The organism is Agromyces cavernae (assembly GCF_021044935.1).
GTDB classification, from domain to species: Bacteria; Actinomycetota; Actinomycetes; order Actinomycetales; family Microbacteriaceae; genus Agromyces; species Agromyces cavernae.
The window spans coordinates 858,862-883,049 of the sequence record NZ_JAJNMP010000003.1; the positions used below are offsets into that span (position 1 = coordinate 858,862).

At 70.8% G+C, this 24,188-nt stretch carries 22 protein-coding genes; 8 read left to right on the top strand and 14 right to left on the bottom strand.

What is annotated here, in order from left to right; all coding sequences use genetic code 11:
* Positions 1–131: 131 nt before the first annotated feature.
* Complete coding sequence (locus tag LQ757_RS15285) at positions 132–485, bottom strand: hypothetical protein (protein WP_231048104.1); 354 nt, start codon at positions 483–485, stop codon at positions 132–134.
* Positions 486–627: 142 nt separating this feature from the next.
* The gene (locus LQ757_RS15290; RefSeq protein WP_231048105.1) at positions 628–1,116 is read right to left on the bottom strand and encodes a hypothetical protein; all 489 of its coding nucleotides are present in this window, start codon (positions 1,114–1,116) and stop codon (positions 628–630) included.
* A gap of 166 nt (positions 1,117–1,282) precedes the next feature.
* Between LQ757_RS15290 and LQ757_RS15295 the strand changes: the two genes are divergently transcribed.
* A complete protein-coding gene (locus tag LQ757_RS15295) occupies positions 1,283–2,563 on the top strand; it encodes an ROK family transcriptional regulator (protein WP_231048106.1) in 1,281 nt (426 codons plus the stop codon).
* A gap of 66 nt (positions 2,564–2,629) precedes the next feature.
* Positions 2,630–3,544 (top strand): AraC family transcriptional regulator, encoded by a 915-nt coding sequence (locus LQ757_RS15300; protein WP_231048107.1) that lies wholly within the window; start codon positions 2,630–2,632, stop codon positions 3,542–3,544.
* Positions 3,545–3,592: 48 nt separating this feature from the next.
* Here LQ757_RS15300 and LQ757_RS15305 read toward each other — a convergent pair whose 3' ends face one another.
* Complete coding sequence (locus LQ757_RS15305) at positions 3,593–4,807, bottom strand: MFS transporter (protein WP_231048108.1); 1,215 nt, start codon at positions 4,805–4,807, stop codon at positions 3,593–3,595.
* Positions 4,808–4,896: 89 nt separating this feature from the next.
* Positions 4,897–5,679 (bottom strand): polyprenol monophosphomannose synthase, encoded by a 783-nt coding sequence (locus tag LQ757_RS15310; protein ID WP_231048109.1) that lies wholly within the window; start codon positions 5,677–5,679, stop codon positions 4,897–4,899.
* Between the two features lie 119 nt (positions 5,680–5,798).
* On the opposite strand from LQ757_RS15310, the gene LQ757_RS15315 reads away from it, so the two are divergent.
* Complete coding sequence (locus LQ757_RS15315; RefSeq protein WP_231048110.1) at positions 5,799–6,545, top strand: DUF4097 family beta strand repeat-containing protein; 747 nt, start codon at positions 5,799–5,801, stop codon at positions 6,543–6,545.
* A gap of 54 nt (positions 6,546–6,599) precedes the next feature.
* Here LQ757_RS15315 and LQ757_RS15320 read toward each other — a convergent pair whose 3' ends face one another.
* The 5 genes from LQ757_RS15320 to ddaH form a co-directional block, all read right to left on the bottom strand.
* Positions 6,600–8,123, bottom strand: coding sequence for a peptide MFS transporter (locus tag LQ757_RS15320; RefSeq protein ID WP_255681453.1), 1,524 nt, complete (start codon positions 8,121–8,123; stop codon positions 6,600–6,602).
* Positions 8,124–8,207: 84 nt separating this feature from the next.
* Positions 8,208–8,834, bottom strand: coding sequence for a Rho termination factor N-terminal domain-containing protein (locus LQ757_RS15325; RefSeq protein ID WP_231048111.1), 627 nt, complete (start codon positions 8,832–8,834; stop codon positions 8,208–8,210).
* Between the two features lie 123 nt (positions 8,835–8,957).
* Complete coding sequence (locus LQ757_RS15330) at positions 8,958–10,931, bottom strand: AMP-binding protein (RefSeq protein ID WP_231048112.1); 1,974 nt, start codon at positions 10,929–10,931, stop codon at positions 8,958–8,960.
* 142 nt (positions 10,932–11,073) lie between these two features.
* Positions 11,074–12,315, bottom strand: coding sequence for an ornithine--oxo-acid transaminase (gene rocD, locus LQ757_RS15335; RefSeq protein WP_231048113.1), 1,242 nt, complete (start codon positions 12,313–12,315; stop codon positions 11,074–11,076).
* Complete coding sequence (gene ddaH / locus LQ757_RS15340) at positions 12,312–13,172, bottom strand: dimethylargininase (RefSeq protein WP_372459660.1); 861 nt, start codon at positions 13,170–13,172, stop codon at positions 12,312–12,314. Before ddaH ends, rocD begins: the two co-directional genes overlap by 4 nt.
* A 282-nt stretch (positions 13,173–13,454) precedes the next feature.
* On the opposite strand from ddaH, the gene LQ757_RS15345 reads away from it, so the two are divergent.
* The 3 genes from LQ757_RS15345 to LQ757_RS15355 all read left to right on the top strand — a co-directional run bounded on the left by LQ757_RS15345 (position 13,455) and on the right by LQ757_RS15355 (position 15,146).
* Positions 13,455–14,210 carry a hypothetical protein gene (locus tag LQ757_RS15345; protein WP_231048114.1) on the top strand — a complete coding sequence of 252 codons (756 nt, stop codon included), beginning with the start codon at positions 13,455–13,457 and terminating at the stop codon, positions 14,208–14,210.
* Positions 14,211–14,308: 98 nt separating this feature from the next.
* Positions 14,309–14,746, top strand: a complete 438-nt coding sequence (locus tag LQ757_RS15350) for an Lrp/AsnC family transcriptional regulator (protein ID WP_231048115.1) — start codon at positions 14,309–14,311, stop codon at positions 14,744–14,746.
* A gap of 37 nt (positions 14,747–14,783) precedes the next feature.
* Positions 14,784–15,146, top strand: coding sequence for a GntR family transcriptional regulator (locus LQ757_RS15355; protein ID WP_231048116.1), 363 nt, complete (start codon positions 14,784–14,786; stop codon positions 15,144–15,146).
* A 219-nt stretch (positions 15,147–15,365) separates the two neighbouring features.
* Here the strand turns inward: LQ757_RS15355 and LQ757_RS15360 are convergent, their stop codons facing one another.
* Positions 15,366–16,562 (bottom strand): RimK family alpha-L-glutamate ligase, encoded by a 1,197-nt coding sequence (locus tag LQ757_RS15360; protein ID WP_231048199.1) that lies wholly within the window; start codon positions 16,560–16,562, stop codon positions 15,366–15,368.
* A 24-nt stretch (positions 16,563–16,586) separates the two neighbouring features.
* On the opposite strand from LQ757_RS15360, the gene LQ757_RS15365 reads away from it, so the two are divergent.
* Entirely contained in the window at positions 16,587–17,084 is a 498-nt protein-coding gene (locus LQ757_RS15365) for an ATP-dependent zinc protease family protein (protein WP_231048117.1), read from the top strand.
* Between the two features lie 39 nt (positions 17,085–17,123).
* Here LQ757_RS15365 and LQ757_RS15370 read toward each other — a convergent pair whose 3' ends face one another.
* The 3 genes from LQ757_RS15370 to LQ757_RS15380 are packed head-to-tail and all read right to left on the bottom strand — an operon-like array spanning position 17,124 to position 19,400.
* A complete protein-coding gene (locus tag LQ757_RS15370; RefSeq protein ID WP_231048118.1) occupies positions 17,124–17,933 on the bottom strand; it encodes an SDR family NAD(P)-dependent oxidoreductase in 810 nt (269 codons plus the stop codon).
* 19 nt (positions 17,934–17,952) lie between these two features.
* Complete coding sequence (locus tag LQ757_RS15375) at positions 17,953–18,492, bottom strand: MarR family winged helix-turn-helix transcriptional regulator (protein ID WP_231048119.1); 540 nt, start codon at positions 18,490–18,492, stop codon at positions 17,953–17,955.
* A 35-nt stretch (positions 18,493–18,527) separates the two neighbouring features.
* On the bottom strand, positions 18,528–19,400 hold the full coding sequence (locus LQ757_RS15380) for a sigma-70 family RNA polymerase sigma factor (RefSeq protein ID WP_231048120.1): 873 nt from the start codon (positions 19,398–19,400) through the stop codon (positions 18,528–18,530).
* Between the two features lie 77 nt (positions 19,401–19,477).
* On the opposite strand from LQ757_RS15380, the gene LQ757_RS15385 reads away from it, so the two are divergent.
* Positions 19,478–20,266, top strand: a complete 789-nt coding sequence (locus tag LQ757_RS15385; protein WP_231048121.1) for an SDR family oxidoreductase — start codon at positions 19,478–19,480, stop codon at positions 20,264–20,266.
* Positions 20,267–20,388: 122 nt separating this feature from the next.
* Here the strand turns inward: LQ757_RS15385 and LQ757_RS15390 are convergent, their stop codons facing one another.
* Positions 20,389–24,048 (bottom strand): proline dehydrogenase family protein, encoded by a 3,660-nt coding sequence (locus LQ757_RS15390; protein WP_231048122.1) that lies wholly within the window; start codon positions 24,046–24,048, stop codon positions 20,389–20,391.
* Between the last annotated feature and the right edge of the window lie 140 nt (positions 24,049–24,188).

Genomic DNA, 24,188 nt, shown 5'->3' on the forward strand with positions numbered 1-24,188 from the left:
CCGGCTCCGCTGTCGCCATGGACCCCGCCGGATACCGTCAAGCTACCCCCGGCGCTGCGGTGCGGCAAGCCACCACCGCCCCGGCACAGCTCGCCCGCGACATCCGCCGCGCACGCGGCATCCGTCTCGCGCTACGCGGCCGAGCGCACCGGTGACGTGCTCGCGCGGTCGTTCGCCGCGGTGCGCGCCCGCCAAGCCTCACGCCGCCGGGCGACGAACCGGCGCCAGGCTCCCCCGTAGTGCAGGAACCAGACGAGCATGAGCCCGCATGCGACGAGGTAGAACGAGTGCAGGAACCAGACGGGCCCGAACGGCAGGCTGAATACGTAGAGCGAGTACACGACATTGCCGAGGTTGGTGATGGCGAGGTTGCCGAAGCTGTACGACGAGAGGTCTTTGGTGCGCGCCGCCTTCACGAGCATGGGCATATAGCTCATGGCGAAGAGGCCGGTCGATACGACGCCGGCGAGCACGGCGACATCCATGGCAACGAAGGTACGAAACGGCGGGTGCGACCGCATCGGGAGAAACACCCATTGAGCGGATGCCCCGTGGAGCGCCATCCCCATCCGATTGGCGTACTCCATCCCTGAGGTTTCCTCAGGGTTTGCTCGGAGGCGCTCGCGGTCAGCGGCGCGCGTATTTGGCGACCCGATCGCCCAGCTGCTCGAAGCGCTTCAGGTCGGCCTCTGCCTGCTCGCGGTCGGTCGGCACGATGATGGACGACACGATGGTGCGGAACGCCGCGGACCTGGCCATCTTGCGGACTTGCTTCGCCTGCACGCGTCGATGCTTGATCGTCTTGGCTCGCTGCTTCGCATCGGAATCGGCAGCGGCTTTGCGCCGGGCGTCGCCCGAGGCGGTCACCCGCAGCGACGCCGACTCCAGTCGCGCCGCCGCCCGTCTCGCGGTGCGCGTCGCGCGTCGCGGATGGTCGCGGAGCTCCTTCCGCGCCGTGCGCACGTCGGCGCGAGCGGTGGCGGTGAGCGCCTCGAGGCTCGCCCGGGCGTCTCGCGACAGCGTCTTCGAGAGCTTCCGGGCCTCGGTGCTCGCTCGCTCGGCCTCGGCGACCGCCTTCCGGGCCTCGCGTCGCTCCCCGGATCGTGCATGCGGCATCCTCGCCATGACACCCTCCAATCGGGTTTCACGACACCCGGCAATCGGGTTTCACGTCCAGTGTTCCACCGAACGGCCCGATCGCGCAGGAGTCGACCGTCGTCGAACCCATGTCCCCCGAACGGGGTACGTGACCGCGACGCCCTCCGGCCACCATGCTTTCACCATGACCGAGGTCGGCGAGACATCCGCCCATACCACCACCGGCCCCATCGACGACGTGCACCGTGCGCAGGCTGCGCGCCTGCTCGAGCACCTCATCGTTCACGGCCCGGCGACGCGGAGCGAGCTCTCATCCGTGACCGGACTCGGCCGCGGCGCCATCGCCGGCCTGACGACGCGCCTGCTCGAGGCAGGCGTGATCCGGGTGAATCCCTCGGATGCCGCGGCCGACGGCCGCACCGCGCCCCTCGCGCTCACCGCGGCGGATCATGTGCTCGTGACGGCGATGCTCGCGCGCGACGAGGCGATCGCGACGGTCGCGACCCTCGGCGGCGACGAGATCGCGCGGTTCGTCGCGCCGCTCGTCGCACCCGCCGCCCCGGCGCTCGATCCGGGCGAGGCGGCTGACACGACCGACGAGCTGCCGTCGCCCGCCGAACTCCTCGCAGCCGCACTCGGCCGTGCCCTCGCGCGCGCCGACCGGGCGGGGCATCCGATCGCCGACATCACCGTGCTCGTCGACGGCGCCGTCGTCGGCCAGCCGGCCGTGGTCATCACCGATGCGCGCCTGGGCGCCGAGCCCGTCGATCTGATCAACGTGCTGCGCGGCGCCGCGCCGGGCCTCGACGAGGCCGAGGCCGCACTGCCGCTGCCGGTCGGCCTGCAGTCGACGGCGGGCGCCGCAGCCGACGCCGAGCGCGCCGAGCTGCCCGGCATCGACGACGTGCTCTACGTGTCGGGCGACGGCGCCATCACCGCGGCGGTGATCTCGGGCGGGCGACCGCTCGTCGGTGCGCACGGGCTCGCCGCGACGTTCGCCCACCTGCCGATCGTGCAGGGCGGCGTGCGCTGCGATTGCGGGCAGAGCGGATGCCTCGCCACGGTCGCCGCGCCCGAAGTCGTGCTCGAGCGCGCGGGTCTCGCGGAGTTCGCCGCCGCGAACGGCCGCGCCGCCGCCCTCGAAGAGCTGGTCGCACGGGTCGCCGACGGCGACGACCGGGCGCGCTGGTCGTGGCTCGACGCCGCGCTGTGGATCGGGCGCACGCTGCAGGTCGTCGTGCCCACGGTCGACCCCGCGGCGGTGATCATCGGCGGGTACTGGGCGCCGCTGCTCGGCGACATCGATGCGTCGTTCCGGTCGAACCGGCCGACGATCGGCGGAGGCGCGCTGCGGACGATCCCGACCATCGCGCCGGCGCGACTGGGCCCCGACGCGGCGCTCGTCGGCGCCCGGCGTCAGGCGCGCGTACGCCTCGTCGCCGACCCCCTCCTGCTCGTCGGCTGACGCCGCTTCGGGTCATGCTGCCCGGTTCCGGGGAATGTCCTGGCTTGCGCCGCGCTTGCACCTCCCATGAGTGCGATCGAGCTCCAGGCAAGAGCTGCGCCAGAGGTGGACCTCGAGGCGCGCGCGATCGACGACGTGCTCGCGCGCCTGCACTGGAGCGTGCTCGAGTTCGCCCACTGGCATCTGCCCGAGGGCACGGCCCGACGAGATGACGGCCCCGGCGTCCGCTTCCTCTTCGTCGTCAGCGGCGGGGTCGAGCTGCGCGCGGTCGGGCAGCACGCGGTCGGCGACAGCGGTGAGCGCACCGAACCGCTCGCCATGCAATCGGGCGACTTCGTGCTGCTTCCGAGCGGCGGCGGCGCCGACGTGCGAGGTCGAGCCGACTCGGTGCTGCTGAGCGGGTCACTGGCCCTCGACGGCAGCGGCAACGACCTCACTCGCGCGATGCCGCCGGTGTTGTTCACCTGCGGATTCCGCGTCGAGGAGCCGGTGTTCGCCTCGCTCCTCGACACGATGTACCGCGAGATGTCGAGTGCCCGGGCGGGCAGCGACTCGGTGATCCGCCGGCTCGCCGATGTCGTCGCATCGGCTGCGGTGCGATTCTGGCTCGAACGCGGATGCGGAAGCGCCCTCGACTGGCTTGCGTCCGTGCGCGATCCGAACCTGCGCCGCGCGGTCGAGGCGATCCACGACGACCCGGGTTCACCGTGGACGGTCGAGTCGCTCGCACGCGTGGCGCGGTCGTCGCGGTCGCAGTTCGCCGAGCAGTTCCGCCTGACCGTGGGCGACAGCCCCGCGCGCTACCTGACGCGGATCCGCATGGAACACGCGGAGCGGATGCTGCGAGCCGGCGTCCCCGTGGGTGACATCGCCTATCGACTCGGCTACGAGAGCGAGGCGGGGTTCAGCCGCGCCTTCCGGCGGCACTCGGGTTCGGCCCCGAGCCGCTGGCGCCGAGCCCTTCTCCAGCGCCTCGACTGAGCACGCGACGCCCGACGGCCCCTCGCGTCCGCCGGACCACATCCCACGTCAGCGCCGCCGCGACGACGACAGCACGCCGGCCCCCAGCGCAGCGGCGATTCCGCCGCCGATGAACGCCGCCTGCACGCCGACCGAGTCGACGAGCAGTCCGCCGACCGCCGCGCCGATCGTGATCGCGATCTGGAACGCCGAGACGACGAGGCCGCCCGCGCTCTCGAGCCGGTCGGGCGCGACCTTCGCCATCCAGGTCTGCACCATCGTCGGCACGGCGCCGAAACCCGCACCCCACACGAAGACGGTGACGAGCGCCACGCCGAGGTGTGCGCCGCCCAGCGCGAACACGACGGTCGCCGCGCCGATCGCCACGGGAGCCGCGATCACGAGCACGTGAAGTCGCCGGTCGGCGAGCGGGCCGGCGACGACGTTGCCCACGAAGCTCGCGACGCCGAAGACGAGCAACAGCAGTGCGAGCAGTGACGGGTTGAGCCCGTCGATCGACTCGAATGCGGGTCGCAGGTAGGTGAAGCCCATGAAGTGCCCACCCGCGATCAACACGATCGCGAGGATTCCGAGCGCGACGACCGGAGTTCTCGCGGTCTGCACGAGCGCGCGGAACCCGGGTGCACCGCTCGGCGGAACGGACGGCAGGGTGGCGAGCTGCGCCGCGAGCGTCACGACGCCGGCGGCGGCGGCACCCAGGAACACGGCTCGCCAGCCGAACTGCTCCCCGAACCATGCGCCCGCCGGGACTGCCGCGATCGTGGCCAGCGACACGCCGCCGTTCACGATCGTCATCGCCCGGCCGAGGCGATCGGCCGGCACGAGCTGTGCGGTGACGGCGAGCGACATGGCCCAGAACCCCGACAGCGCGAGCCCGAGCAGCAGTCGCGAGGCCAGCATGAGCCCGAATGCCGGCGCCACCGCGACGAGCACGTTCGAGATGATCGCGAGCGACGTGAGCCCCGCCATCACCCAGCGACGGTCGAGCCGTGGCAGCGATGCGACGACGAGCGGGCCGGAGACGATGCCGATGAGGCTCGTCGCCGTCACGAGCTGCCCGGCCGTGCCCTCGGTGATCGCGAGCTCCGCGGCGATCGGCGAGAGCAGGCTCGCAGGGAGGAACTCACTCGTGACGAGGGTGAAGATGCCGAGCCCGAGCGCGACCACCGCCGGCCACGACGCACGGCGCGCAGTGCCCGCTGCGGCGTGTGCATTGGCGGCCGTGGCGGCGGGTACCGCAGCGGTGGGCGTGCGAGTCGACATGGATGCTCCTTCGGTCGGCTTCCAGCCTCGCTGCGAAGGCGTTCACGCACCCGACCGATCGTCGCTGCGATGCGACCATTCCTCCGACGTCAGGCGCGCGAACGCCTCGTCGCCGACCCCCTGCTGCTCGTCGGCTGGCGCCGGCGCAACCGACTGGTGATCCCCCAGCCGGTGACCTTGAGCATCGCCTCGACGACGATGCCCAGACTCATCTTCGACCGCCCCTGAAGGCGCTCGACGAAGGTCACGGGCACCTCGATGACGGTGAGCCCCGCCTCTCGGGCGTGCCAGAGCATGTCGACCTGGAACCCGTAGCCGCGGGTGTGCACCTCGTCGAGGTGGATGCGCGACAGCGCGTCGGCGCGGAATGCGCGGTACCCCGCGGTCGCGTCGCGGGTGGGCAACTGCAGCACCCACCGGGCGTACGCGCTGCCTCCGCGAGAGAGCAGCTCGCGGTGGCGCGGCCAGTTCTCGATCGAGCCGCCGGGGATCCAGCGCGACCCGATGACGAGGTCCACCGGTTCGCCGGCCGGACCGGTGCCCTCGAGTGCGGCGAGCAGCGACGGCATCTGTTCGGGCAGGTGCGACCCGTCGGCATCGAGCTGCACGATCGGGTCGAAACCCTGCTCGAGCGCCCAGTCGAACGCAGCCAGGTAGGCGGCACCGAGCCCCTGCTTGCCGGCGCGGTGCAGCACGTGCACCGCGGCGTCGGCTGCGGCGAGCTCATCGGCGAGCTCGCCCGTGCCGTCGGGCGAGCTGTCGTCGACCACGAGCATCGAGGCATCGGGAACCGCGCCGCGCACGCGACCCACGATCGACGCGAGGTTCTCGCGTTCGTTGTACGTAGGGATCACCACAAGGGGTCGCCGCATCGAGCTCCTCCTCACCTGGTGACCACGCAATCGTATCCGCCCGCTTCGGGGGATGCCCGTGATCGGTCGGGGGGCCATCCCCCGAGACGCCTGCGCCCCTGCGGGGTACCGTCGAAGACATGAACTCGACCAGGCGGAACACACGGCTCGCCGTCGCGGCCGGCGTCGGCATCTGCGCGCTCCTGCTCAGCGGATGCGCACTGCTCCAACCTCCGAAGACGTTGAGCGATGACGCGACCGTCGACGAGGCGGTGAGCTCGATCGAGCTCGACGACACCGACGGCGGCGTCACCGTTCGCGGCATCGAGGGCGCGACCGGCATCTCGCTCGAGCGAACGATCCGCTATCGCGGGGACCGCACGTTCGAGGACACGCACTCCGTCGAGGGCGACACGCTCGTGCTCGGCGGCTGCGGGCGCAACTGCTCGGTCGAGTACACGCTCGAGGTACCGGCCGGGCTCGACGTGCGCGGACGCACCGAGAACGGCGAGGTCGACCTCACGCTCGTGCACGACGTCGACGTCGAGACGAGCAACGGCCGCATCACGCTCGACGGCGTCACGGGCACGATCCGGGCGGCGACCTCGAACGGTCGCATCGAAGGCTCCGGGCTCGAGGGCGACGGCATCGAGGCGTCGACCTCGAACGGTGCGATCGACCTCCGGGTCGAGGTCGCGCAAGACGTCGAGGCACGCACCTCGAACGGCTCGATCGACCTGACGGTGCCCGACGGCACGTACCGCGTGAGCGCGGAGACATCGAACGGCCGCACCGACATCGCGGTGCCGAACGACTCCTCGGGCGAGTTCTCGCTCGACCTGTCGACGTCGAACGGGTCGATCACCGTCGACACGAGCAGCAGGTAGGCGGCGAGTGCCCGTTAGCCGGCGAGCGCCGATGGCCGCCGAGCGCCCGACTCGTCAGCGCACCCCGGCCATGAGCCGCAGCACCGGCTTGCGCGCGAGCCAGAGTGCGGCCCCGAGCACGATGGCGATCGCGCCGAGCACCCCGAAGTACGTCGCCTCATTGACCACCGTGTAGAACTCCGCGAGCTGCCCGGCGATCGACGTCCCGAGCGCGACCGACAGGAAGAACAGCGCCACCATCTGCGTGTGGAACGCGCTCGGCGCGAGCTTCGTCGCCACCGAGAGCCCGACCGGCGAGAGCAGCAGCTCGGCGACCGTGAACACGAACAGGATGAGCACCATCCACAGCAGCGGCGTCGAGTTGGCGCCCCCGCCCGCGAACGGCAGGAACAGCAGGAATGCGAGCCCCATGACGGCCGTGCCGAGCGCGAACTTCACGGGCGTCGGCGGCTGGCGATCGCCGAGCTTCGTCCAGAGCGCGGCGAACACGCCCGACAGGATGATGATGAAGATCGGGTTGATCGACTGCACCCACGGCACCGGCATCTCCCAGCCGAACAGGTCGCGGTTCAGCTGCTCGTCGGAGTAGATCGTGAGCACGGTGAACTGCTGCTGGTACAGCGACCAGAACGCGACACTCGCGATGAACAGCGGAATGAACCCGTAGACGCGGCTGCGCTCGGTCGGCGTGATCCGGTGGCTGCCGAGGATCACCACGAAGTACGCGACGGCCGCGACCACGGTGCCGCCGATGACCCAGGTGACGAGGTTGGTGGCGGTGATGAGGCCGGTGAGCAGGAGCACCGCGATGAGCAGCACGGCCGCGATCGCGATGCCGATCACGAGCAGGCGTCGCGATGCGGGCAGCGGGTTGGGCACGACGGATGCCTCGGGCGGCAGGCTCTTGCGACCGAACGAGTACTGGATCAGCCCGAAGGCCATGCCGACCGCGGCGAGCGCGAACCCCCAGTGGAAGCCCCAGTTCTGCTGCACGAGACCGGTGAGGATCGGGCCGAAGAAGGCGCCGAGGTTGATGCCGAGGTAGAAGATCGAGAATCCGGCGTCGCGCCTGGGGTCGTGCTCGGAGTAGAGCGTTCCGACGACGCTCGTGGCGTTCGCCTTCAGCCCGCCTGATCCGAGGGCCACGAGCACGAGGCCGACGCCGACGCCGAGGAACCCGGGCAGCGCGGCGAGCGCGATGTGGCCGGCCATGATGACGATGGCGCTGAAGAAGAGCACCCGCTCGGAGCCGAGCAGCCGGTCGGCCATCCACGCCCCGAGGATCGTCGAGAGGTACACCGCGCCGCCGTAGGCGCCGACGATGCCGGCTGCCGAAGTCTGGTCCATGCCGAGGCCGCCCTCGGCGGCCGAGTAGTACAGGTACAGCAGCAGGATCCCCTGCATGCCGTAGAAGCTGAACCGCTCCCACATCTCCACGCCGAAGATGTGCACGAGTGGTCGCGGCTGCCCGAGGAAGCCGTGGTCTCCCCGGGTGTCGCGCTCGACCGGCTCGGCGCCGCTCGGGGCCGGCTCGACCGACCCGTACTCCCCCGGGGCAGGTTCGGTGACCTTGCCCATGGGGGCAGCCTAGACCCTGGTTCGGCGCGCGGCGAGGCATCCGTTCGTCGGCTTGCGCAACCGCGTCGTGAAGGCGATCACGTGTCAGTCGCGAAGGAAGACGACGAGTTGCGCCTTGGTGAACCGGGAGTAGCCGGGGATGCCGCGCTCGCGGGCGAGGCTGCGAAGATGCACGACCGTCATCTCCTCGAGCGGCGTCTTCGCGGCCGGTGCCGCCGCGGCGGACTTCGTCGCGGCGGGCTTGGTCGCAGTAGCGGGCTTCTTCGCGGCGGGCTTCGTCGCGGCGGCCTTCTTCGCCCCGGGCTTCGTCGCCGCTGGCTTCTTCGCCGCGGGCTTCTTCGCCTCCACCGGATTCTCGGCCGTCGCGGGGTCGATGCGCTTCCCGGCGGCGCGGGCCTCGTCCGGCCTCACGGCCGGGTTCGCCGTGTTCGCCTCGTTCGCTTTCGCTTTCGCCTTCGCCTTCGCCTTCGCCGATTCGTCGGCCTTCGCCGTGTTCTCGATCTTCTGCTTCACGACCGCTGCTTCGACGCGCAGGCGCGACGCCGTGCGCTCGAGATCGGCCGCGACCTCGGCGGCGCGCTTCTTCGCGACCTTGTCGGCCTTCTTCGCGAGCCGCTTCGCCTCGGCGAGCGCCTCAGTCGCTGCATCGAGTGCCGTGCGTGCCTTCTTGAACGCCTTCGTCGCGGCCTTCTCGGCCTTGCTTCGTGCCATTGCCCACCCCCGACCCCGACGCGGACGAACCCGTGCGGTCGGGTGCAAGGATATCGCGGCGAGGTTACGCCGCCCGAAGTTCCGCAGGGCGCCTTCGAACCGACCGGCCGGCCCGGCCGCGACCTACTGCGCTGCCAGCGCGGACTTCAGCGCCTCGAGCACGGTCGGGTCTTCGATCGTGGCGGGCACCTTGTAGGCCTCGCCGTCGGCGATCTGCCGCATGGTCTTGCGAAGGATCTTGCCCGAGCGCGTCTTCGGCAGGCGTTCGAGCACGGTGACGTCGCGGAACGCCGCGACGGGTCCGACGGTGTCGCGCACGAGCGCGACCAGTTCCTTCGCGAGCGTGTCGTGATCGACGGATGTCCCGTGCTTGAGCGTCACGAATCCGGCCGCGCGCTGCCCCTTGAGTTCGTCCTTGACGCCGATCACGGCGACCTCGGCGACCGCGGGGTGGTGGTTGATGGCCTCCTCGAGCGTGCCGGTGGACAGCCGGTGCCCGGCGACGTTGATGACGTCATCGGTGCGACCCATGACATAGACGTAGCCGTCCTCGTCGAGATACCCGCTGTCGCCGGTGGCGTAGAACCCCGGGAAGGCGGTGAGGTACGACGAGACGTACTGCTCGTCACCGCTCCAGAGGGTGGGCAGGCTCCCCGGCGGCAGCGGCAGCCCGAGCACGATGTTGCCCTCGACTCCGGTCTCGACCGGCCTGCCCTTGCCGTCGACGACGGCGAGCCGGTAGCCGGGCACGGGCAGCGAGGGCGAGCCCGGCTTCACCGGCAGGGGTTCGATGCCGCGAGGGTTCGCCACGATCGCCCACCCCGTCTCGGTCTGCCACCAGTGGTCGATGACCGGACAGTGGAGGGCGTTGTCGAGCCAGTGGTAGGTCTCGGTGTCGAGCCGCTCACCGGCGAGGAAGATCGCGTCGAGGGTCGTCGTGTCGTACCTCGCGAGCTCTTCGAGATCGGGATCGACGCGGCGGATGGCGCGCACGGCCGTCGGCGCCGAGAAGAGCACCTTGACCCCGTACTCCTCGACGACGCGCCAGAACGCACCCGCATCGGGAGTGCCGATCGGCTTGCCCTCGTAGAGCACCGTCGTCGCGCCGGCGAGCAGCGGGCCGTAGACGATGTAGCTGTGGCCGACCACCCAGCCCACGTCGGAGGCAGTCCACATGACGTCGCCCGCGTCGACGTTGTAGATGTTCTTCATCGACCACGCGAGCGCGACCGCGTAGCCACCGCTGTCGCGAACGACGCCCTTCGGGGTGCCGGTCGTTCCCGAGGTGTAGAGCACGTACAGCGCGTCGGTCGCCGCGACCGCGACGGGCTCGACGGCCTCGGCGTCCGCGAGCTCCTCGTCCCAGTCCGACCAGTGCACGCCGACGCGGCCGTCGAACTCGGCGGCCGTGCCGAGCACGGCCTCGCGATTGCGCACGATGACGGTCTCGACACTGAGTTCGTCGGCCGGGATCACGCTGATCGACTGCGTCACAGCGTCGGTGACCGAACGGTCGCCGACGATCATGGCGAGGGCCTTCTCGATGATCGGCAGGTACTCGACGGCGCGGCCCGGCTCGAGGCCGCCCGACGACGTGACGATGACCCGTGGTCGGGAGTCCTGGATGCGCACCGCGAGCTCGTTCGCCGCGAACCCGCCGAACACCACCGAGTGCACGGCACCGATGCGAGCGCAGGCGAGCATCGCGATCACGGCCTCGGGCGTCATCGGCAGGTAGATCGCGACCCGGTCGCCCTTCTCGACGCCGTTGTTGCGCAGCACGCCGGCGAAGAGCGCCACCTCGTGCAGCAGCTCGCGGTAGGTGAACGTGCGCTTCGAGCCCGTCATCGCCGAGTCGTAGGCGAGTGCCACCTGATCACCCCGACCCGCCGCGACCCAGCGGTCGAGCGCGTTCTCGCTGACGTTGAGGATCCCGTCGGGGAACCAGCGGTAGATGGGGGCTGCGCTGTCGTCGAGGGCGCGCTCCGGAGCGTGGCGCCAGTCGAGAAGCGCAGAAGCCTCGAGCCAGAACTCGTCGGGCGACTCGATGCTGCGGCGATATTCGTCAGCGTGACGACGGACGTCGGTGTCGGCCATGCGCTTCCTTCCCTCAGGATGACGCGACGAGCGCCGCTTCATCGGGACGTGGCCCACCTTACGACTCCGGCGCGGCGAACGCCCGCGGTACGCGACGAGTGGCATGGATGACGCGAGACTCGGCAGCACGCGGAGCGCGGGCCTACCCCCTGAGGTCGTCCAGCGCCTCCGCCAACCGCTCGACCGCCCAGTCGAGGTCGGCGGGCTCGACGACGATCGGCGGAGCGAGCCGGATGGTCGAGCCGTGCGTGTCCTTCGCGAGCACGCCACGTCGCATGAGCGCCTCGCACACCTCGCGCCCCGTGCCGATCGTCGGGTCGATGTCGATGCCGGCCCACAGCCCGGCACCGCGCACCGCGACGACGCCGCGGCCGATGAGCCGCCCGAGCCGTTCGTGCAACCGCGCTCCGAGTTCACGCGCCCGCTGCTGCGGCTCGCCGGTGGCGAGCATTCGCACGACCTCGAGGCCGACCGCAGCGGCGAGCGGGTTGCCACCGAACGTCGAGCCGTGCTCACCCGGCCGCAGCACGCCGAGCACGTCACGGTCGCCGACCACGGCCGACACGGGGACCACTCCCCCGCCGAGCGCCTTGCCGAGCAGGTACAGGTCGGGCACCACCCCGACGAGCTCGCACGCGAAGGTCGCACCGACCCGGCCGAGTCCCGACTGGATCTCGTCGGCGATGAGCAGCACCCGACGCGCGGTGCAGAGCGCGCGCAGCCGCGGCATGAAGTCGGCGGGCGGCATGACGATGCCCGACTCGCCCTGGATCGGCTCGACGAGCACCGCGACGGTGTTCTCGTCGATCGCCTCGGCCACGGCATCGGCATCGCCGTACGGCACGGTGCGGAAGCCCGGCGTGTACGGCCCGAAGTCGTCGCGCGCATCGGGGTCGTCGCTGAACGAGATGATCGTGGTCGTGCGGCCGTGGAAATTGCCCGCCATCACGACGATGTTCGCGGAACCGGGCGCGACGCCCTTCACGCGATAGCCCCACGCCCGTGCGACCTTGATGCCCGACTCGACCGCCTCGGCGCCCGTGTTCATGGGCAGCACCATGTCCTTGCCGCAGAGTTCGGCGAGCTCGGTGACGAACGGCCCGAGCCGGTCATTGTGGAACGCCCGACTGGTGAGCGTGATGCGGTCGAGCTGCTCGCGGGCGGCTGCGACGAGCCGCGGGTTGCCGTGCCCGAAGTTCACCGCCGAGTATGCGGCGAGGCAGTCGAGATACCGCCGGCCCGCGACATCCGTCACCCAGGCGCCGTCGCCCGACGCCACGACGACCGGCAGCGGATGGTACGTGTGCGCGGCATGCTCGTCTTCGAGGGCGATCGCCGCACTCGTGACGTCGGTCGTCGTGGAGGACCCGTTCGACGGGGTCATCGGCGAAGCTCCAGCGTGCAGCACTTCACGCCCCCGCCGCCGAGCAGCAGCTCCGACAGGTCGACGCCGATGGGGTTGTAGCCGTGCTCGCGCAACTGGCGCTCGAAGTCGGCCGCGCGCGACGCGATGACCACGTTGAAGCCGTCGCTGAACGAGTTGAGGCCGAGGATCGCCGCATCGGCCTCGTCCACGATGATGGCGTCGGGATACCGCTCGCGAAGCAGGGCGACGGATGCCTCGTCGAACGCACTCGGCAGGTAGGCGATGTGCTCCTGGCCGGGCGTGGGGTCGAGCACGGCGAGCGCCGTGTCGAGGTGGTAGAAGCTCGGGTTCACGAGCGTCAGGGTCACGACGTCTCGGCCGAACACCCGACCGAGTTCTTCATGCGAGCCCGAATCGCTGCGGAACCCCGTTCCCGCGAGCACGGTGTCGCCGACGAGCAGGAAGTCGCCCTCACCCTCGTTGACCTCGGCGGGCACGCGCACGTCGAAGCCGGCATCGTCGAACCACCGCATGTAGGCGGGACCCTCGGGCTGCCGCTCGGCGTGGGTGAACTTGGCGCCGTAGGCGATGCCGTCGAGCACGAAGCCGCCGTTCGCGGCGTAGACCATGTCGGGCAGGCCCTCGATGGGGTCGATGAGCTGCACGTCGAACCCCAGCCCGACATACGTGTCGTGCAGGGTCTGCCACTGGGCGAGGGCGAGGTTCGTGTCGGTCGGCGCGGCGGGGTCCATCCACGGGTTGATGCGGTACACGACCTCGAAGTGCTCGGGACGGCACATGAGCACCGAGCGGCCGGTGGGGCGACGCTCGGGCGTCGTGTCGGGCTGCGGATCGGTTCCGACCAGGGTCGACATCTCACTCCTTCGTGGGGTGCGCGTGGGGGCGGGTTGCAAAGCCCCGGCGACGACGTTCGGGTCTCGCGGCCGCCGGGGCTACTCCTCTCAGTGTGAACCGAATTCCATTGCGGTTGGCCGCTTCATACGCATGATTCGAGCGCATTCGACGCTGATCTGCATGAAATCTGCGACAAGGGCAGCGGATGGCGCAGTCAACGGCTTGCCGCAGGCCCGATGCTGAGGCATCCTGAGGTCAACGGTGCGATGCGGCGACGCCGGTCGCGCCGGAAGGGGTTGATCGTGGACGCCACCGACGATGAACGCGTGCGCAGACTGCAGCGCATCGCCTACGGCGCCGACGCCTCCACCGAGGAGCGCAATGCCGCACTCGCCGAGCTCGATCGGCTCGCGCACGTCGACGCGGGGATCGACGACGCACCCGCGGCCGCGACGCCGCACTCCTCGGACGAAGCCGTGGCGGACGTGGGCGCCGACGATCCCGGCATTTCGGGGCTGCGTCGCCCGAAGCGCCCTGCGCTCCGCGTCGGCCTGATCACCGGCGCCGTCGCCCTCGCCGTCGGCGTGGCCGCCGGGTTCGCCGCCGGGTGGCAGTCGCGCCCGAGCGACCCTGCCGATGGGGCGGGCTCGACCGGTACCTCCGGGCCCGTCGAGCTCGGTCCTCGCCTGCACGCCGACGTGTTCGCCGCGATGCCCATCGCCCTCGAGACCGATGCTGCGCGCGTGTTCGATCGCAGGCAGACCGCGGCCGACACTCCCCATACCGAGACCCCGCTCGCCGACGTCACGGCGCTCGTGGGGCAGATCGACACCCGGCTCCTGGCAACGAGCCCCGCGGGCGTCGCGGTCTTCGCCGCGCGCGACGACACGGATCTCTGCCTGATCGCCACGTTCACCGATGGCGGAGCCGCTTCGGTGTGCACCCAGCGCGGGCGCTTCCCCTCGCAGGGCCTGCGAATGGCGGTGGGCGGGCCCGATGTCATCGTCGACGTGGGGTGGTCGCCCGAGGGCGTGCTGCAGCTCACGACGGCGCGCTAGCGGCAGCCGCATCCGTGCTCGGAGCAATCGCGGCATCCGGCGCATGAAATCTGCGCTGGACGCTATTCGAGCGCAACGGATCCACGTACACTCCGAACATGGACAACCTCGATCGAGCAATCCTCGATCTGCTCAGGCAGAACTCCCGGGCGGGGTACGGCGACATCGGCTCTGCCGTCGGGCTCTCGGCATCCGCCGTCAAGCGGCGCGTCGACCGGCTCGTCGCCGACGGCGTCATCCGCTCGTTCACCATCCAGGTCGACCCCACGGTCGACGGCATGTCGACCGAGGCGTACGTCGAGCTGTTCTGCCGCGGCACCGTCGCGCCCGACGAACTGCAGCGCATCCTGCAGGGCGTGCCCGAGGTCGTCTACGCCGGCACCGTCACCGGCTCGGCCGACGCCATCGTGCACATGCGCGCCCGTGACATCGCCTCGCTCGAGGACGCCCTCGAGCGCGTGCGCATCGCCCCGAACGTCGATCACACCCGCAGTGCGATCGTGCTCTCCCGGCTCGTGAATCGGAATCGCGACTGACGACGACCGCCGTCGTCGACGAGGAGGCGGGCTCGGCATGAGACTCACGATCGACCACGAGGCATCCGACCCGCCCTTCGACCAGGTGCGGCGGCAGGTGACCGACGCGGTGAGGTCGGGCGTGCTCGCCCCGGGCACCCGCATGCCGACCGTGCGGGGCCTCGCCGACGAACTGGGACTCGCCGTCAACACGGTGGCCAAGGCGTATCGCGCACTCGAAACCGATCACGTCATCGAGACGCGCGGACGGGCGGGCAGCTTCGTCTCGGCGCAGGGCGACGCGGTGACGCGCGAGGCGCAGCAGGCGGCGATCGCCTACGCCGACCGCGTGCGGCACCTCGGCATCGACCGCGCCACCGCGCTCGATCTCGTGGCGTCGGCCCTCGACGCCGAGCGCTGACCCCGCCCCGGCGCAGACCACCCGCGGTTCCGAACTCCCCCGTCTCGCTCTCCCACCCCGTCTCGAAAACAGGAAGACACGCCGAACAGCACCCTGAAACAGGCGCCGATGCGGCGTGTCGCGCGCGAGTTCCTGTTTTCGGGGCAGGGCCGGGCGGGTCGGGTGAGGTGCGTGCGGGTGTCCGGACGGATTGGGGGCCGGCCGGGGCGGTGAGGGCGACTACTCGGCCGGGGTCGGGATGGGCTGCTTCGGCAGCTTGCGCACCTTCGCGCGGCGGCGACGGCGCTCGGGGATCATCGAGCGCATCTCCTCGAGCCGGCCGAAGCACAGCAGCCGGTCGTCGGCCTCGAGCACGACGCCCTTGCGCGGGTTCGGGATGACGGTCGTGCCACGGTGCAGCGTGAGCACCGTGATGTCGCGGTCCCAGAGCCCCGACTCGCCGAGCGTCTTGCCGACGAGGTCGGCGTTGCCGTGCACGAGCAGTTCGGCGACGCCGTAACCGGTCGAGACGGTGAGCCGCTGTCGCACGTCGATCTCGGGGAAGGCGACCTGGTTGGCGATGTAGTCGATGATCGCGCCCGCGACGTCGAGCTTCGTCGCGGTCTCGATGCCCTCGAGTCCCGGCGACGAGTTCACCTCCATGACGAGCGGCCCCTCGTCGCCCTCGAGCATGTCGACGCCCGCGACCCGCAGGCCCATGATCTGCGCCGATCGCACCGCCGCCTGCTCGTACTCGGCCGAGAGCTCGACCGGTTCGACCGAGCCGCCGCGGTGCACGTTCGAGCGGAACTCGTCGCCACTCGCGACGCGTCGCATCGCCGCGACGACGCGGTCGCCGACGACGAGCGCACGGATGTCCCGACCGCGGCTCTCCTTCACGAAATGCTGGATCAACACGTTCTGCTTGGTCGAGTGCAGGGTCTCGATGATCGCCTCGGCCACCTTGACCTCGGGCGCCAGGATGACCCCGATGCCCTGCGTGCCCTCGAGCAGCTTGATGACCACGGGAGCACCGCCGACGCGGGCGATCGCCGGGCGCACGTCGGCGCGATTGCGCACGAATGCCGTCGGCGGCATGCCGATGTTGTGGCGCGAGAGGATCTGGGTGGCGCGCAGCTTGTCGCGCGAGTTCGAGATGCCGTTGGCGGTGTTGGGGGTGTACACATCCATCTGCTCGAACTGGCGCACGACCGCCGTGCCGAAGTAGGTGATGGAGTTGCCGATGCGCGGAAGCACCGCGTCGTAGTCGGAGAGCTGACGGCCGCGATACTGCAGGTCGGGCTCACCACCCGACAGGTCGATCGCGAAGCGCAGGGTGTTCAGCACCTTGACATCGTGGCCGCGTTGCTGCGCGGCGGCCTTGAGGCGTTGGGTGGAGTATGCCTGGGGGGCGCGCGAGAGGATCGCGAGTTTCATCATTGTCCCTGCGAAGATGGTGTCGTGTCGAAGCCCCACCATTCAAACACCATCGCGGGATGGCGCGAATGGGTGAGCCTCCCCGACGCGAAGGTGCCCTGGATCAAGGCCAAGCTCGATACCGGTGCCCGCACCTCATCACTGCACGCGTTCGACGTCGAAGAGCTGCGCCGCGGCGACGAGGCGTTCGTGCGATTCGGCATCCACCCGTGGCAGGCCAGCGAAGACGACGCCGTCGTGTACGAGTGCCCCGTATACGACCGGCGGCATGTACGCAGCTCGTCGGGCCACGGCGAAGAGCGCATCGTCGTGCTCATGGACGTCGTGCTCATGCAGCGCCGCGTCACCGCCGAGGTCACACTCACCAACCGCGACGAGATGGGCTTCCGCATGCTCATCGGGCGTGAGGCGCTGCGCCACGGGTTCATCGTCGACCCGGCACGCTCGTTCCTGGGCGGGCGCGCGCCACGGGGCATCCGTCGTCGAAATCGCGGACGGCACGTGCCCACGCCGCGGGTCTGACGCGAACGCGCCAGACCCGCGGTACTCAGCGTCGGCGGCTCACGCCCGGGGGGCCGGGTCGTTCCACGACCAGACGTCGTCGCCGCGCAGGCTCGCGTCGGCACCGCCGTCGCAGTAGATGGTCTGCCCCGCCATGTGGGTGTTCTCTGCGCTCGTGAGCCAGGCGAGCAGGTAGGCGATCGAGGTCGCGGGCTGGTGGTAGTTGAGGGGCATCGGAACCGCGGCGTCGACCATCGCCGCACCCTCGGGGGTCGCCAGCAGGTCCTTCGTCATCGGCGTGGTCACGGTGCCCGGCGCGACCGCGTTCAGCGGGATGCCCGAACCCGCCCAGTCCGACGAGATCGACGCGCGACGCACCCAGCGCGACAGCGCACGCTTCGACGACGAGTAGTTGGCGTACCCGACCTCGGGCCCCTGCGCGGCGAGCGAGTCGCCGATCGCGAGCGTCGCCGCCTCGTCGCCGCTGAGGGCGGCCTCCACGAGCGCGGGCACGACCGGCTGCAGCGAGGCCATCGACGAGACGACCGCCGCGCGCGGGGCCTGCGACGCCCGGAGCGCGGGCAGGAGCGCGGTCAGCAGTTCGGTGACGCCGAAGTAGTTGATCGCCATCGTCTTGGCGATCGGCGCCGCGATGCCCGCGCACGCGATGACGGCATCGACGACCCCGCCCGCGAGTTCGGTCGCCGCGGCCGCCGCCGCAGCCCGCCCCTCGGCGGTGGAGAGGTCGGCCTCGACGTCGGCGCCGCGCAGGTCGATGCCGATCACGCGTTCTCCGCGCGCGCGCAGCACCTCGGCGGTCGCCGCTCCGATGCCGGACGCCGATCCGGTGATGACGTAGGTGCGAGCCATGGTTGTTCCCTTCGCTTTCTCACCCGACCGCGTCGGGCTGCTGTTCGCCGCCGTCGTGTGCCGGCGGACGAGGTTGCGCGGCATCGGGCGACATCGCCGACTCCGCGATGAGTCCCTGCACGAACCGGCGGAGGAGGGCACCGAAGGCCTCCGCCTCGCGTGCGTCCCAGTCGGCGAGCGCGTGCGCGATCATCTCGCGACCGGCGCGTGCCAACTCGCCGTACGCCCGCGCTCCCGTAGCCGAGAGCGCCACCACGCTCGCCCGCCCGTCGCGGGGGTCGTCGGACTTCTCGACCAGCCCGTCGGCGACGAGGCGTGCGAGGAGCTTCGACGCGGTCGGCCTGGTCAGGTGCAGTTCGTCGGCGAGTTCACTCGGCCGCGCCGAGCCGCCGCGGAGGCCGAGGGTGTAGATCGCGCGCACCTCGGTGGCGTCGAGTTCGATGCCGACGCCGTGGGCCACGCGGCGCTGCAGGTCGCTCGACGACCACCGCGAGATCAGATGGGTCAGCGAGGCAAGCAATCCACCCTCGAGGGCTTCGCCGTCGGCGCTCCTGCTCACACCGCGATTCTTCCACGTTTGATTGCTTCAGGCAACTATATTTGCAGGATGCTACGTACGCCGAGTTCCTCGAGCCGGGCCGGGTCGGCGAGGACCCCGAGACCGACGATGCGCTCGCCGACGATGTCGAACGCCATGATCGACACCACCTGATCGTGCATGACGGCCGCCACACCGGGCCTGCCGTCGATGAGGATCGGAGTCGAGTGCGCCGCCAGGCGACCCGAGAGCACGGCCTGCTCGGCGATCGACTGCGCGCCCTCGACGATCTGGGTCGAGGTTCCGTAGTCGGCCCGGAGCACGGCACCGTCATCGAGCAGCGCGAGGAGTTCGCCGAGGTTCCCGTCGCGCGCCGCGGCCAGCCATGCGTGCACGATGCGCCTGCCGCGCTCGCGATCCGGGCGCGGGGGCTCGTCCGCCCCGCGCACCCGTCGGCGCGCGCGGGAAGCGAGCTGTCGCGCCGCCTCGGGCGACCGCTCGAGCACGTCGGCGATCTCGTCGAACGACTGGCCGAAGACGTCGTGCAGCACGAACGCGATCCGCTCGGCCGGACTCAGCGTCTCGAGCAGCACGAGCAGCGCCGTGCTGATGCGGTCGCCCTGCGCCACGAGTTCGGCCGGGTCCGCCTCGACCGCGACGGGCTCGTCCCGCCACGGCTCGACCTGCCACGATCGCTCGCGGGTGCGACGCGGTGCCCGCAGCAGGTCGAGGCTCACGCGCGAGACGACCGTCGTCAGCCATGCTTCGAGGTTGTCGATGCTCAAGGCATCCACCCGCTCGAGCCGGAGCCACGTCTCCTGGACCGCATCGTCCGCGTCGGCGGCCGAGCCGAGCAGCTGGGTGGCGATGGCCCGCAGTCTCGGACGCTCGGTCTCGAAGCGCCGCGCCAGAATTCTTCGGTCGGTCATGTCACATCTCCTCGTGTTCGATCGTCGGACTGTCGACGAGGAAACGCCCTCGGATGTGACATGAGAGGACGAACACCATGAATGCACCTCTGCTCGTGACCGGAGGCACCGGCAACATCGGCAACCGCGTGGTTCCACTCCTGTGCGAGGCCGGTCGCGACATCCGGATCCTTTCCCGCCATCCGCGCACGGATGAGCCCGGCATCCAGCATGTCCAAGGCGACACCGTCACGGGTGCCGGACTCGCCGCGGCGCTCGAGGGCGTCGAGGTCGTGCTGCACCTGGCCGGCGGGGCGAAGGGCGACGACATCGCGGCGCGCAACCTTGCCGCCGCGGCGCGCGACGCAGGCGTGCGCCACCTCATCCTCATCTCGGTCGTCGGCGCCGACCGGATGCCGATCGGATACTTCCGGGCAAAGGCCGAGGCCGAGCGGGCGATCGCCGGGTCGGGGGTGCCGTGGACGGTGCTGCGCGCCGCGCAACTGTACGACTTCGTGCTCCCGGTCGTGCGCGGCATGACGCGGCTGCCGCTGCTTCCGGTGCCGCGAGGACTGCGGTTCGAGCCGATTCACGGCGATGAGGTCGCCGCACGCCTCGCCGAGCTCGCGCTCGGCGGGCCCGCGGGGCGGGTCGCGGACCTCGCCGGGCCCGAGGTGCTCGACGTCCGGCAGCTCGCTGAGGCCTATGCCGAGGTGACCGGTGGACGGGCGCGGCGGCCCCTGCCGATCCGCCTCCCTGGCGCCGTGGGTCGCGCCTATCGTGCGGGCGAGAACCTGGCCGGGGAGCGTGCGCGGCGCGGTGAGCGCACGTGGCGGGAGTTCCTGCGCGAACAGGTCACGGCTGCCGACCGCGCGTCGGTCGAGTAGCGAAGCGTATCGAGACCACTGAGCCGCACGCAGCCGAGGAGAATAGGCCCCATCCCCCGCGCTCGCGGCACGATGGGGCCCAATCTCCTGAGTTACGACCGTGACGACCGGGCGACCGGCCCTCAGATGACCCCGTCGGAGATCGTCGTCGGGTTGCCGAACCGGTGGTTCGTGATCGAGATCGCCTGCTCGTGCAGGAACGGCAGCAGCTCGACCCGGCCCGACGGCGTCACGGGGTGCGACCACACGGCGATGTCGGGCGTTCCGCCGAGCGCGTCGGCGAGCGCCGAGGCCCCGCCGCCGATGAGTCGCACGCGCGGCGTCGTGATGGCGCCGCGTGCCGCACGGGCGAGCCAGTCGCCGTCGCCCTCGCGCACGACCGTGATGTCGCGGGCCTCGAGCAGCCGGCGAACACCCTGCGGAAGCTCGACCGCGGTCGACACCATCATCGGCGCGTTCGCGAGCAGTCCAGCGGCGATGACGCGCAGGCCCTCAGCCAGGGTCGCCTGCTCGCCGATGCGCACGGTCACGGGCAGCGACCGGTAGCGGAAGAGGTTGCGCTCGACGCCGACGCCCGAGACATCCTTCACCGCGCCGTACTCCTCGGCCCACGCGAGCTCGTCGCTCAGGGCCGAGCGGCGCAGCACCTCGAACGCCTCGAAGTCGAGGGCCGGCTGCGAGAGCTCGATGAGCTGGGTGACCCGATGCTCGAGTCCGCGCAGGTGCAGGGTGCTCGAGGTCTGGCCGTGCTGGGGCATCCAGTCGCCGAGGCCGAACAGGTAGTTCGGTCCGCCCGCCTTCGCTCCGGCGCCGACCGCCGAGCGCTTCCAGCCGCCGAACGGCTGGCGCTGCACGATCGCGCCCGTGATGCCGCGGTTCACGTAGAGGTTGCCGGCCTCGACGCGGTCGAGCCACGTCGCGAGCTCGTCGGAGTCGAGCGAGTGCAGGCCGGCCGTGAGGCCGTAGTCGACCGCGTTCTGCATGCGGATGGCCTCGTCGAGGTCCTTCGCGTGCATGATGCCGAGCACCGGGCCGAAGAACTCGGTGAGGTGGAAGTACGAGCCGGCGGCGACGCCAGTGCGGATGCCGGGCGACCAGAGCTTGCCGGTGTCGTCGAGTTGCTTGGGCTCGACGAGCCACTCCTCGTCGATGCCGAGCTGGGTGAGCGCGTGCAGCAGCTTGCCGTTCGCCGGCTCGATGATCGGGCCCATCTGGCTCTGCGGATCGGCGGGGTGGCCCACGCGCAACGACATCGCCGCGTCGACGAGCTGGCGGTGGAACCGCTCGGACTTCGCGACCGAACCGACGAGGATCACGAGCGACGCGGCCGAGCACTTCTGCCCCGCGTGGCCGAAGGCGCTCTTGACCACGTCGGATGCCGCGAGGTCGAGATCAGCGCTCGGCGTCACGATGATCGCGTTCTTGCCGCTGGTCTCGGCGAGCAGCGGCAGGTCGTTGCGGAACGAGCGGAACAGCTGCGCCGTCTCGTAGGCACCGGTGAGGATGACCCTGCCGACCTCGGGCGCCGCCACGAGCTGCCGCCCCAGGTCGTGGTTCGCGAGATCGACGAGCGCGAGCAGTTCGCGCGGAATGCCCGCCTCCCACAGCGCCTCGACCATGACGGCGCCCGAGCGCTGCGCGAGCTTCGCGGGCTTGATGATGACGCCCGAGCCCGCGGCGAGCGCGGCGAGCACGCCGCCGGCCGGGATCGCGACGGGGAAGTTCCACGGCGGGGTGACGACCGTGAGCTGCGGCGGCACGAAGACGGCGCCCTGCACGTGGTCGAGCTCGCGGGCGCGCTCGGCGTAGTAGTGCGCGAAGTCGATGGCCTCGCTGATCTCGGGGTCGGCCTCGGCGATGGTCTTGCCGGCCTCGGCGGCCATGACCTCGATGAGCCGGTCGCGGTTCGCGGCGAGGGCGAGGCCGGCACGATGCAGCACCGCGGCGCGCTCGGCGCCGGGCAGCTCGCCCCACGCGCGGCCGCGCGCGGCGACGGTCTGGATGACGGTGTCGAGGGTGGCCGCGTCGGCGACGTGTGCGGCAGCGATCGTGTCCAGTCCGAGACGTGATTCGGGCACGCGGGCGAGGATGCGCCGACCCCAATCGCGGTTCGCGGCGATCGCCGGGTCGGTGTCGGGCTCGTTGCGGAAGCCGGGCGTCGCGCCCGGTCCGGCGGTGCTGGTTGAGCCTGTCGAAACCTGCGAATCGGCGGATGTCGCTGCATCCACTGCGTCGAAGCCACCCCCCGACCCACGAGTGATGCCGAGCACGACGCCCGTGAGTGACGCGTCGTCGTCGAGCTCGCTGCCGGGGGCGGGCGCCTCGGGGATCGCCATCGCGGCGGCGAGCGCGTCGCCCTCCCACTCGGTGTGCCGGTTCTGCGTGCGGTTCGGGGCCGGGGCCGGGACATCCGCCCCGTCGAACTCGGGGCGCAGCGCGTCGAGCGAACGCTGGAACCTGGCCAGCTCGCGATCGAACAGCCCGCGGTCGTCGGCGAGCTCGAAGACGGCCGACATGAAGTTGTCGTGGCTCGCGTTCTCTTCGAGGCGGCGGATCAGGTACGCGATCGCGACGTCGAACTCGCTCGGGTTCACGACGGGCGTGTAGAGCAGCAGGTTGCCGACATCGCGGCGCACCGCCTCGGCCTGGCCGGTCGCCATGCCGAGCAGCATCTCGAACTCGACGCGCGACTCGACGCCCCGCTCGCGTGCGGTGAGCCACGCGTGTGCGACGTCGAAGAGGTTGTGGCCCGCGACGCCGAGCTTCACTGCGTCGGTGCGCTCGGGCGTCATCGACCAGTCGAGCACGCGCTTGTAGTTGGTGTCGGAATCCTGCTTGGTGTCGTAGGTCGCGACCGGCCAGCCGTGCACGGCGGCGTCGACGTGCTCCATCGCGAGGTTCGCGCCCTTGACGACGCGCACCTTGATGGGGGCGCCGCCGGCGGCGCGGCGCTGCTTCGCCCACGCGGTGAGCTCCTGCATGGCGCCGAGCGCGTCGGGCAGGTAGGTCTGCAGCACGATGCCCGCCTCGAGCCCGCGCAGCTGCGGCTGGTCGAGCAGGGTCGTGAAGACCGCGATCGTGAGGTCGAGGTCGCGGTACTCCTCCATGTCGAGGTTGATGAACTTCGCCTTGCCGCGCGCCTCGCTCTGCGCCGCGAGCTCGTAGAGGGGCGTGAGCTTCGCGACGACCTTCTGCACGGCCTCGTCGAACGACCACATCGACAGCTGGCTGACGACGCTCGACACCTTGATCGACACGTAGTCGACGTCGTCGCGGGCGAGGAACTCGTACGTGCCCTGCAGGCGGCGGTTCGCCTCGTCCTCGCCGAGCACGGCCTCGCCGAGCAGGTTCAGGTTGAGGCGGTTACCCGTTTCGCGCAGCGTCGCGATGGCGGGGCCGAGCTTCTCGGGGGTCGCGTCGAGCACGAGGTGGCCGACCATCTGGCGCAGCACGCGACGGGCGATCGGGATCACGAGCCACGGGAACCCGGGCGCCATCACCCCGCCCACGCGGATCGCGGCCTTCAGGTACCACGGCAGGAACTTCGGGGTGAGCTTCGCGACCTGCTCGAGGTTGCGTCCCGCGACGCCGAGGTCTTCGGGGCGCATGACCCCGTCGACGAAGCCCACGGTGAAGGCGAGGCCGTTCGGGTCCTTGAGCACGCCGGCGAGGCGTTCGGCGGCGGGTTCGACGGGATGCTCGGCGCTCTCGGCGAGCCAGCGCCGCACGAGTGCGACGACGTGATCGGTGTTCGGCCGGGCGTCGGTGGCGGCATTCGACATGGTCACGTTCCTTTTCTGGGTCCTGAGCGGGTCGAAGGGCGGGCGCGTTGGGGACTGCGCGCCTGTCGGGTTAAGTGTGCGTCGCGACATCCGTTCAGTACAGCGAATGATTCTGACGGATACTGTTCAGAGAAACCGAA

Excerpts from the sequence above, each read along its gene's own strand:
- LQ757_RS15380 (WP_231048120.1), bottom strand. The coding sequence starts at position 19,400 with ATGACCGACCGAAGAATTCTGGCGCGGCGCTTCGAGACCGAGCGTCCG.
- LQ757_RS15325 (WP_231048111.1), bottom strand. The coding sequence starts at position 8,834 with ATGGCACGAAGCAAGGCCGAGAAGGCCGCGACGAAGGCGTTCAAGAAG.
- LQ757_RS15285 (WP_231048104.1), bottom strand. The coding sequence starts at position 485 with ATGGATGTCGCCGTGCTCGCCGGCGTCGTATCGACCGGCCTCTTCGCC.
- LQ757_RS15310 (WP_231048109.1), bottom strand. The coding sequence starts at position 5,679 with ATGCGGCGACCCCTTGTGGTGATCCCTACGTACAACGAACGCGAGAAC.
- LQ757_RS15350 (WP_231048115.1), top strand. The coding sequence starts at position 14,309 with ATGGACAACCTCGATCGAGCAATCCTCGATCTGCTCAGGCAGAACTCC.
- rocD (WP_231048113.1), bottom strand. The coding sequence starts at position 12,315 with ATGACCCCGTCGAACGGGTCCTCCACGACGACCGACGTCACGAGTGCG.
- LQ757_RS15390 (WP_231048122.1), bottom strand. The coding sequence starts at position 24,048 with ATGTCGAATGCCGCCACCGACGCCCGGCCGAACACCGATCACGTCGTC.
- LQ757_RS15385 (WP_231048121.1), top strand. The coding sequence starts at position 19,478 with ATGAATGCACCTCTGCTCGTGACCGGAGGCACCGGCAACATCGGCAAC.
- LQ757_RS15315 (WP_231048110.1), top strand. The coding sequence starts at position 5,799 with ATGAACTCGACCAGGCGGAACACACGGCTCGCCGTCGCGGCCGGCGTC.
- LQ757_RS15305 (WP_231048108.1), bottom strand. The coding sequence starts at position 4,807 with ATGTCGACTCGCACGCCCACCGCTGCGGTACCCGCCGCCACGGCCGCC.
- LQ757_RS15290 (WP_231048105.1), bottom strand. The coding sequence starts at position 1,116 with ATGCCGCATGCACGATCCGGGGAGCGACGCGAGGCCCGGAAGGCGGTC.
- LQ757_RS15330 (WP_231048112.1), bottom strand. The coding sequence starts at position 10,931 with ATGGCCGACACCGACGTCCGTCGTCACGCTGACGAATATCGCCGCAGC.
- LQ757_RS15370 (WP_231048118.1), bottom strand. The coding sequence starts at position 17,933 with ATGGCTCGCACCTACGTCATCACCGGATCGGCGTCCGGCATCGGAGCG.
- ddaH (WP_372459660.1), bottom strand. The coding sequence starts at position 13,172 with ATGTCGACCCTGGTCGGAACCGATCCGCAGCCCGACACGACGCCCGAG.
- LQ757_RS15320 (WP_255681453.1), bottom strand. The coding sequence starts at position 8,123 with ATGGGCAAGGTCACCGAACCTGCCCCGGGGGAGTACGGGTCGGTCGAG.
- LQ757_RS15300 (WP_231048107.1), top strand. The coding sequence starts at position 2,630 with ATGAGTGCGATCGAGCTCCAGGCAAGAGCTGCGCCAGAGGTGGACCTC.
- LQ757_RS15295 (WP_231048106.1), top strand. The coding sequence starts at position 1,283 with ATGACCGAGGTCGGCGAGACATCCGCCCATACCACCACCGGCCCCATC.
- LQ757_RS15360 (WP_231048199.1), bottom strand. The coding sequence starts at position 16,562 with ATGAAACTCGCGATCCTCTCGCGCGCCCCCCAGGCATACTCCACCCAA.
- LQ757_RS15355 (WP_231048116.1), top strand. The coding sequence starts at position 14,784 with ATGAGACTCACGATCGACCACGAGGCATCCGACCCGCCCTTCGACCAG.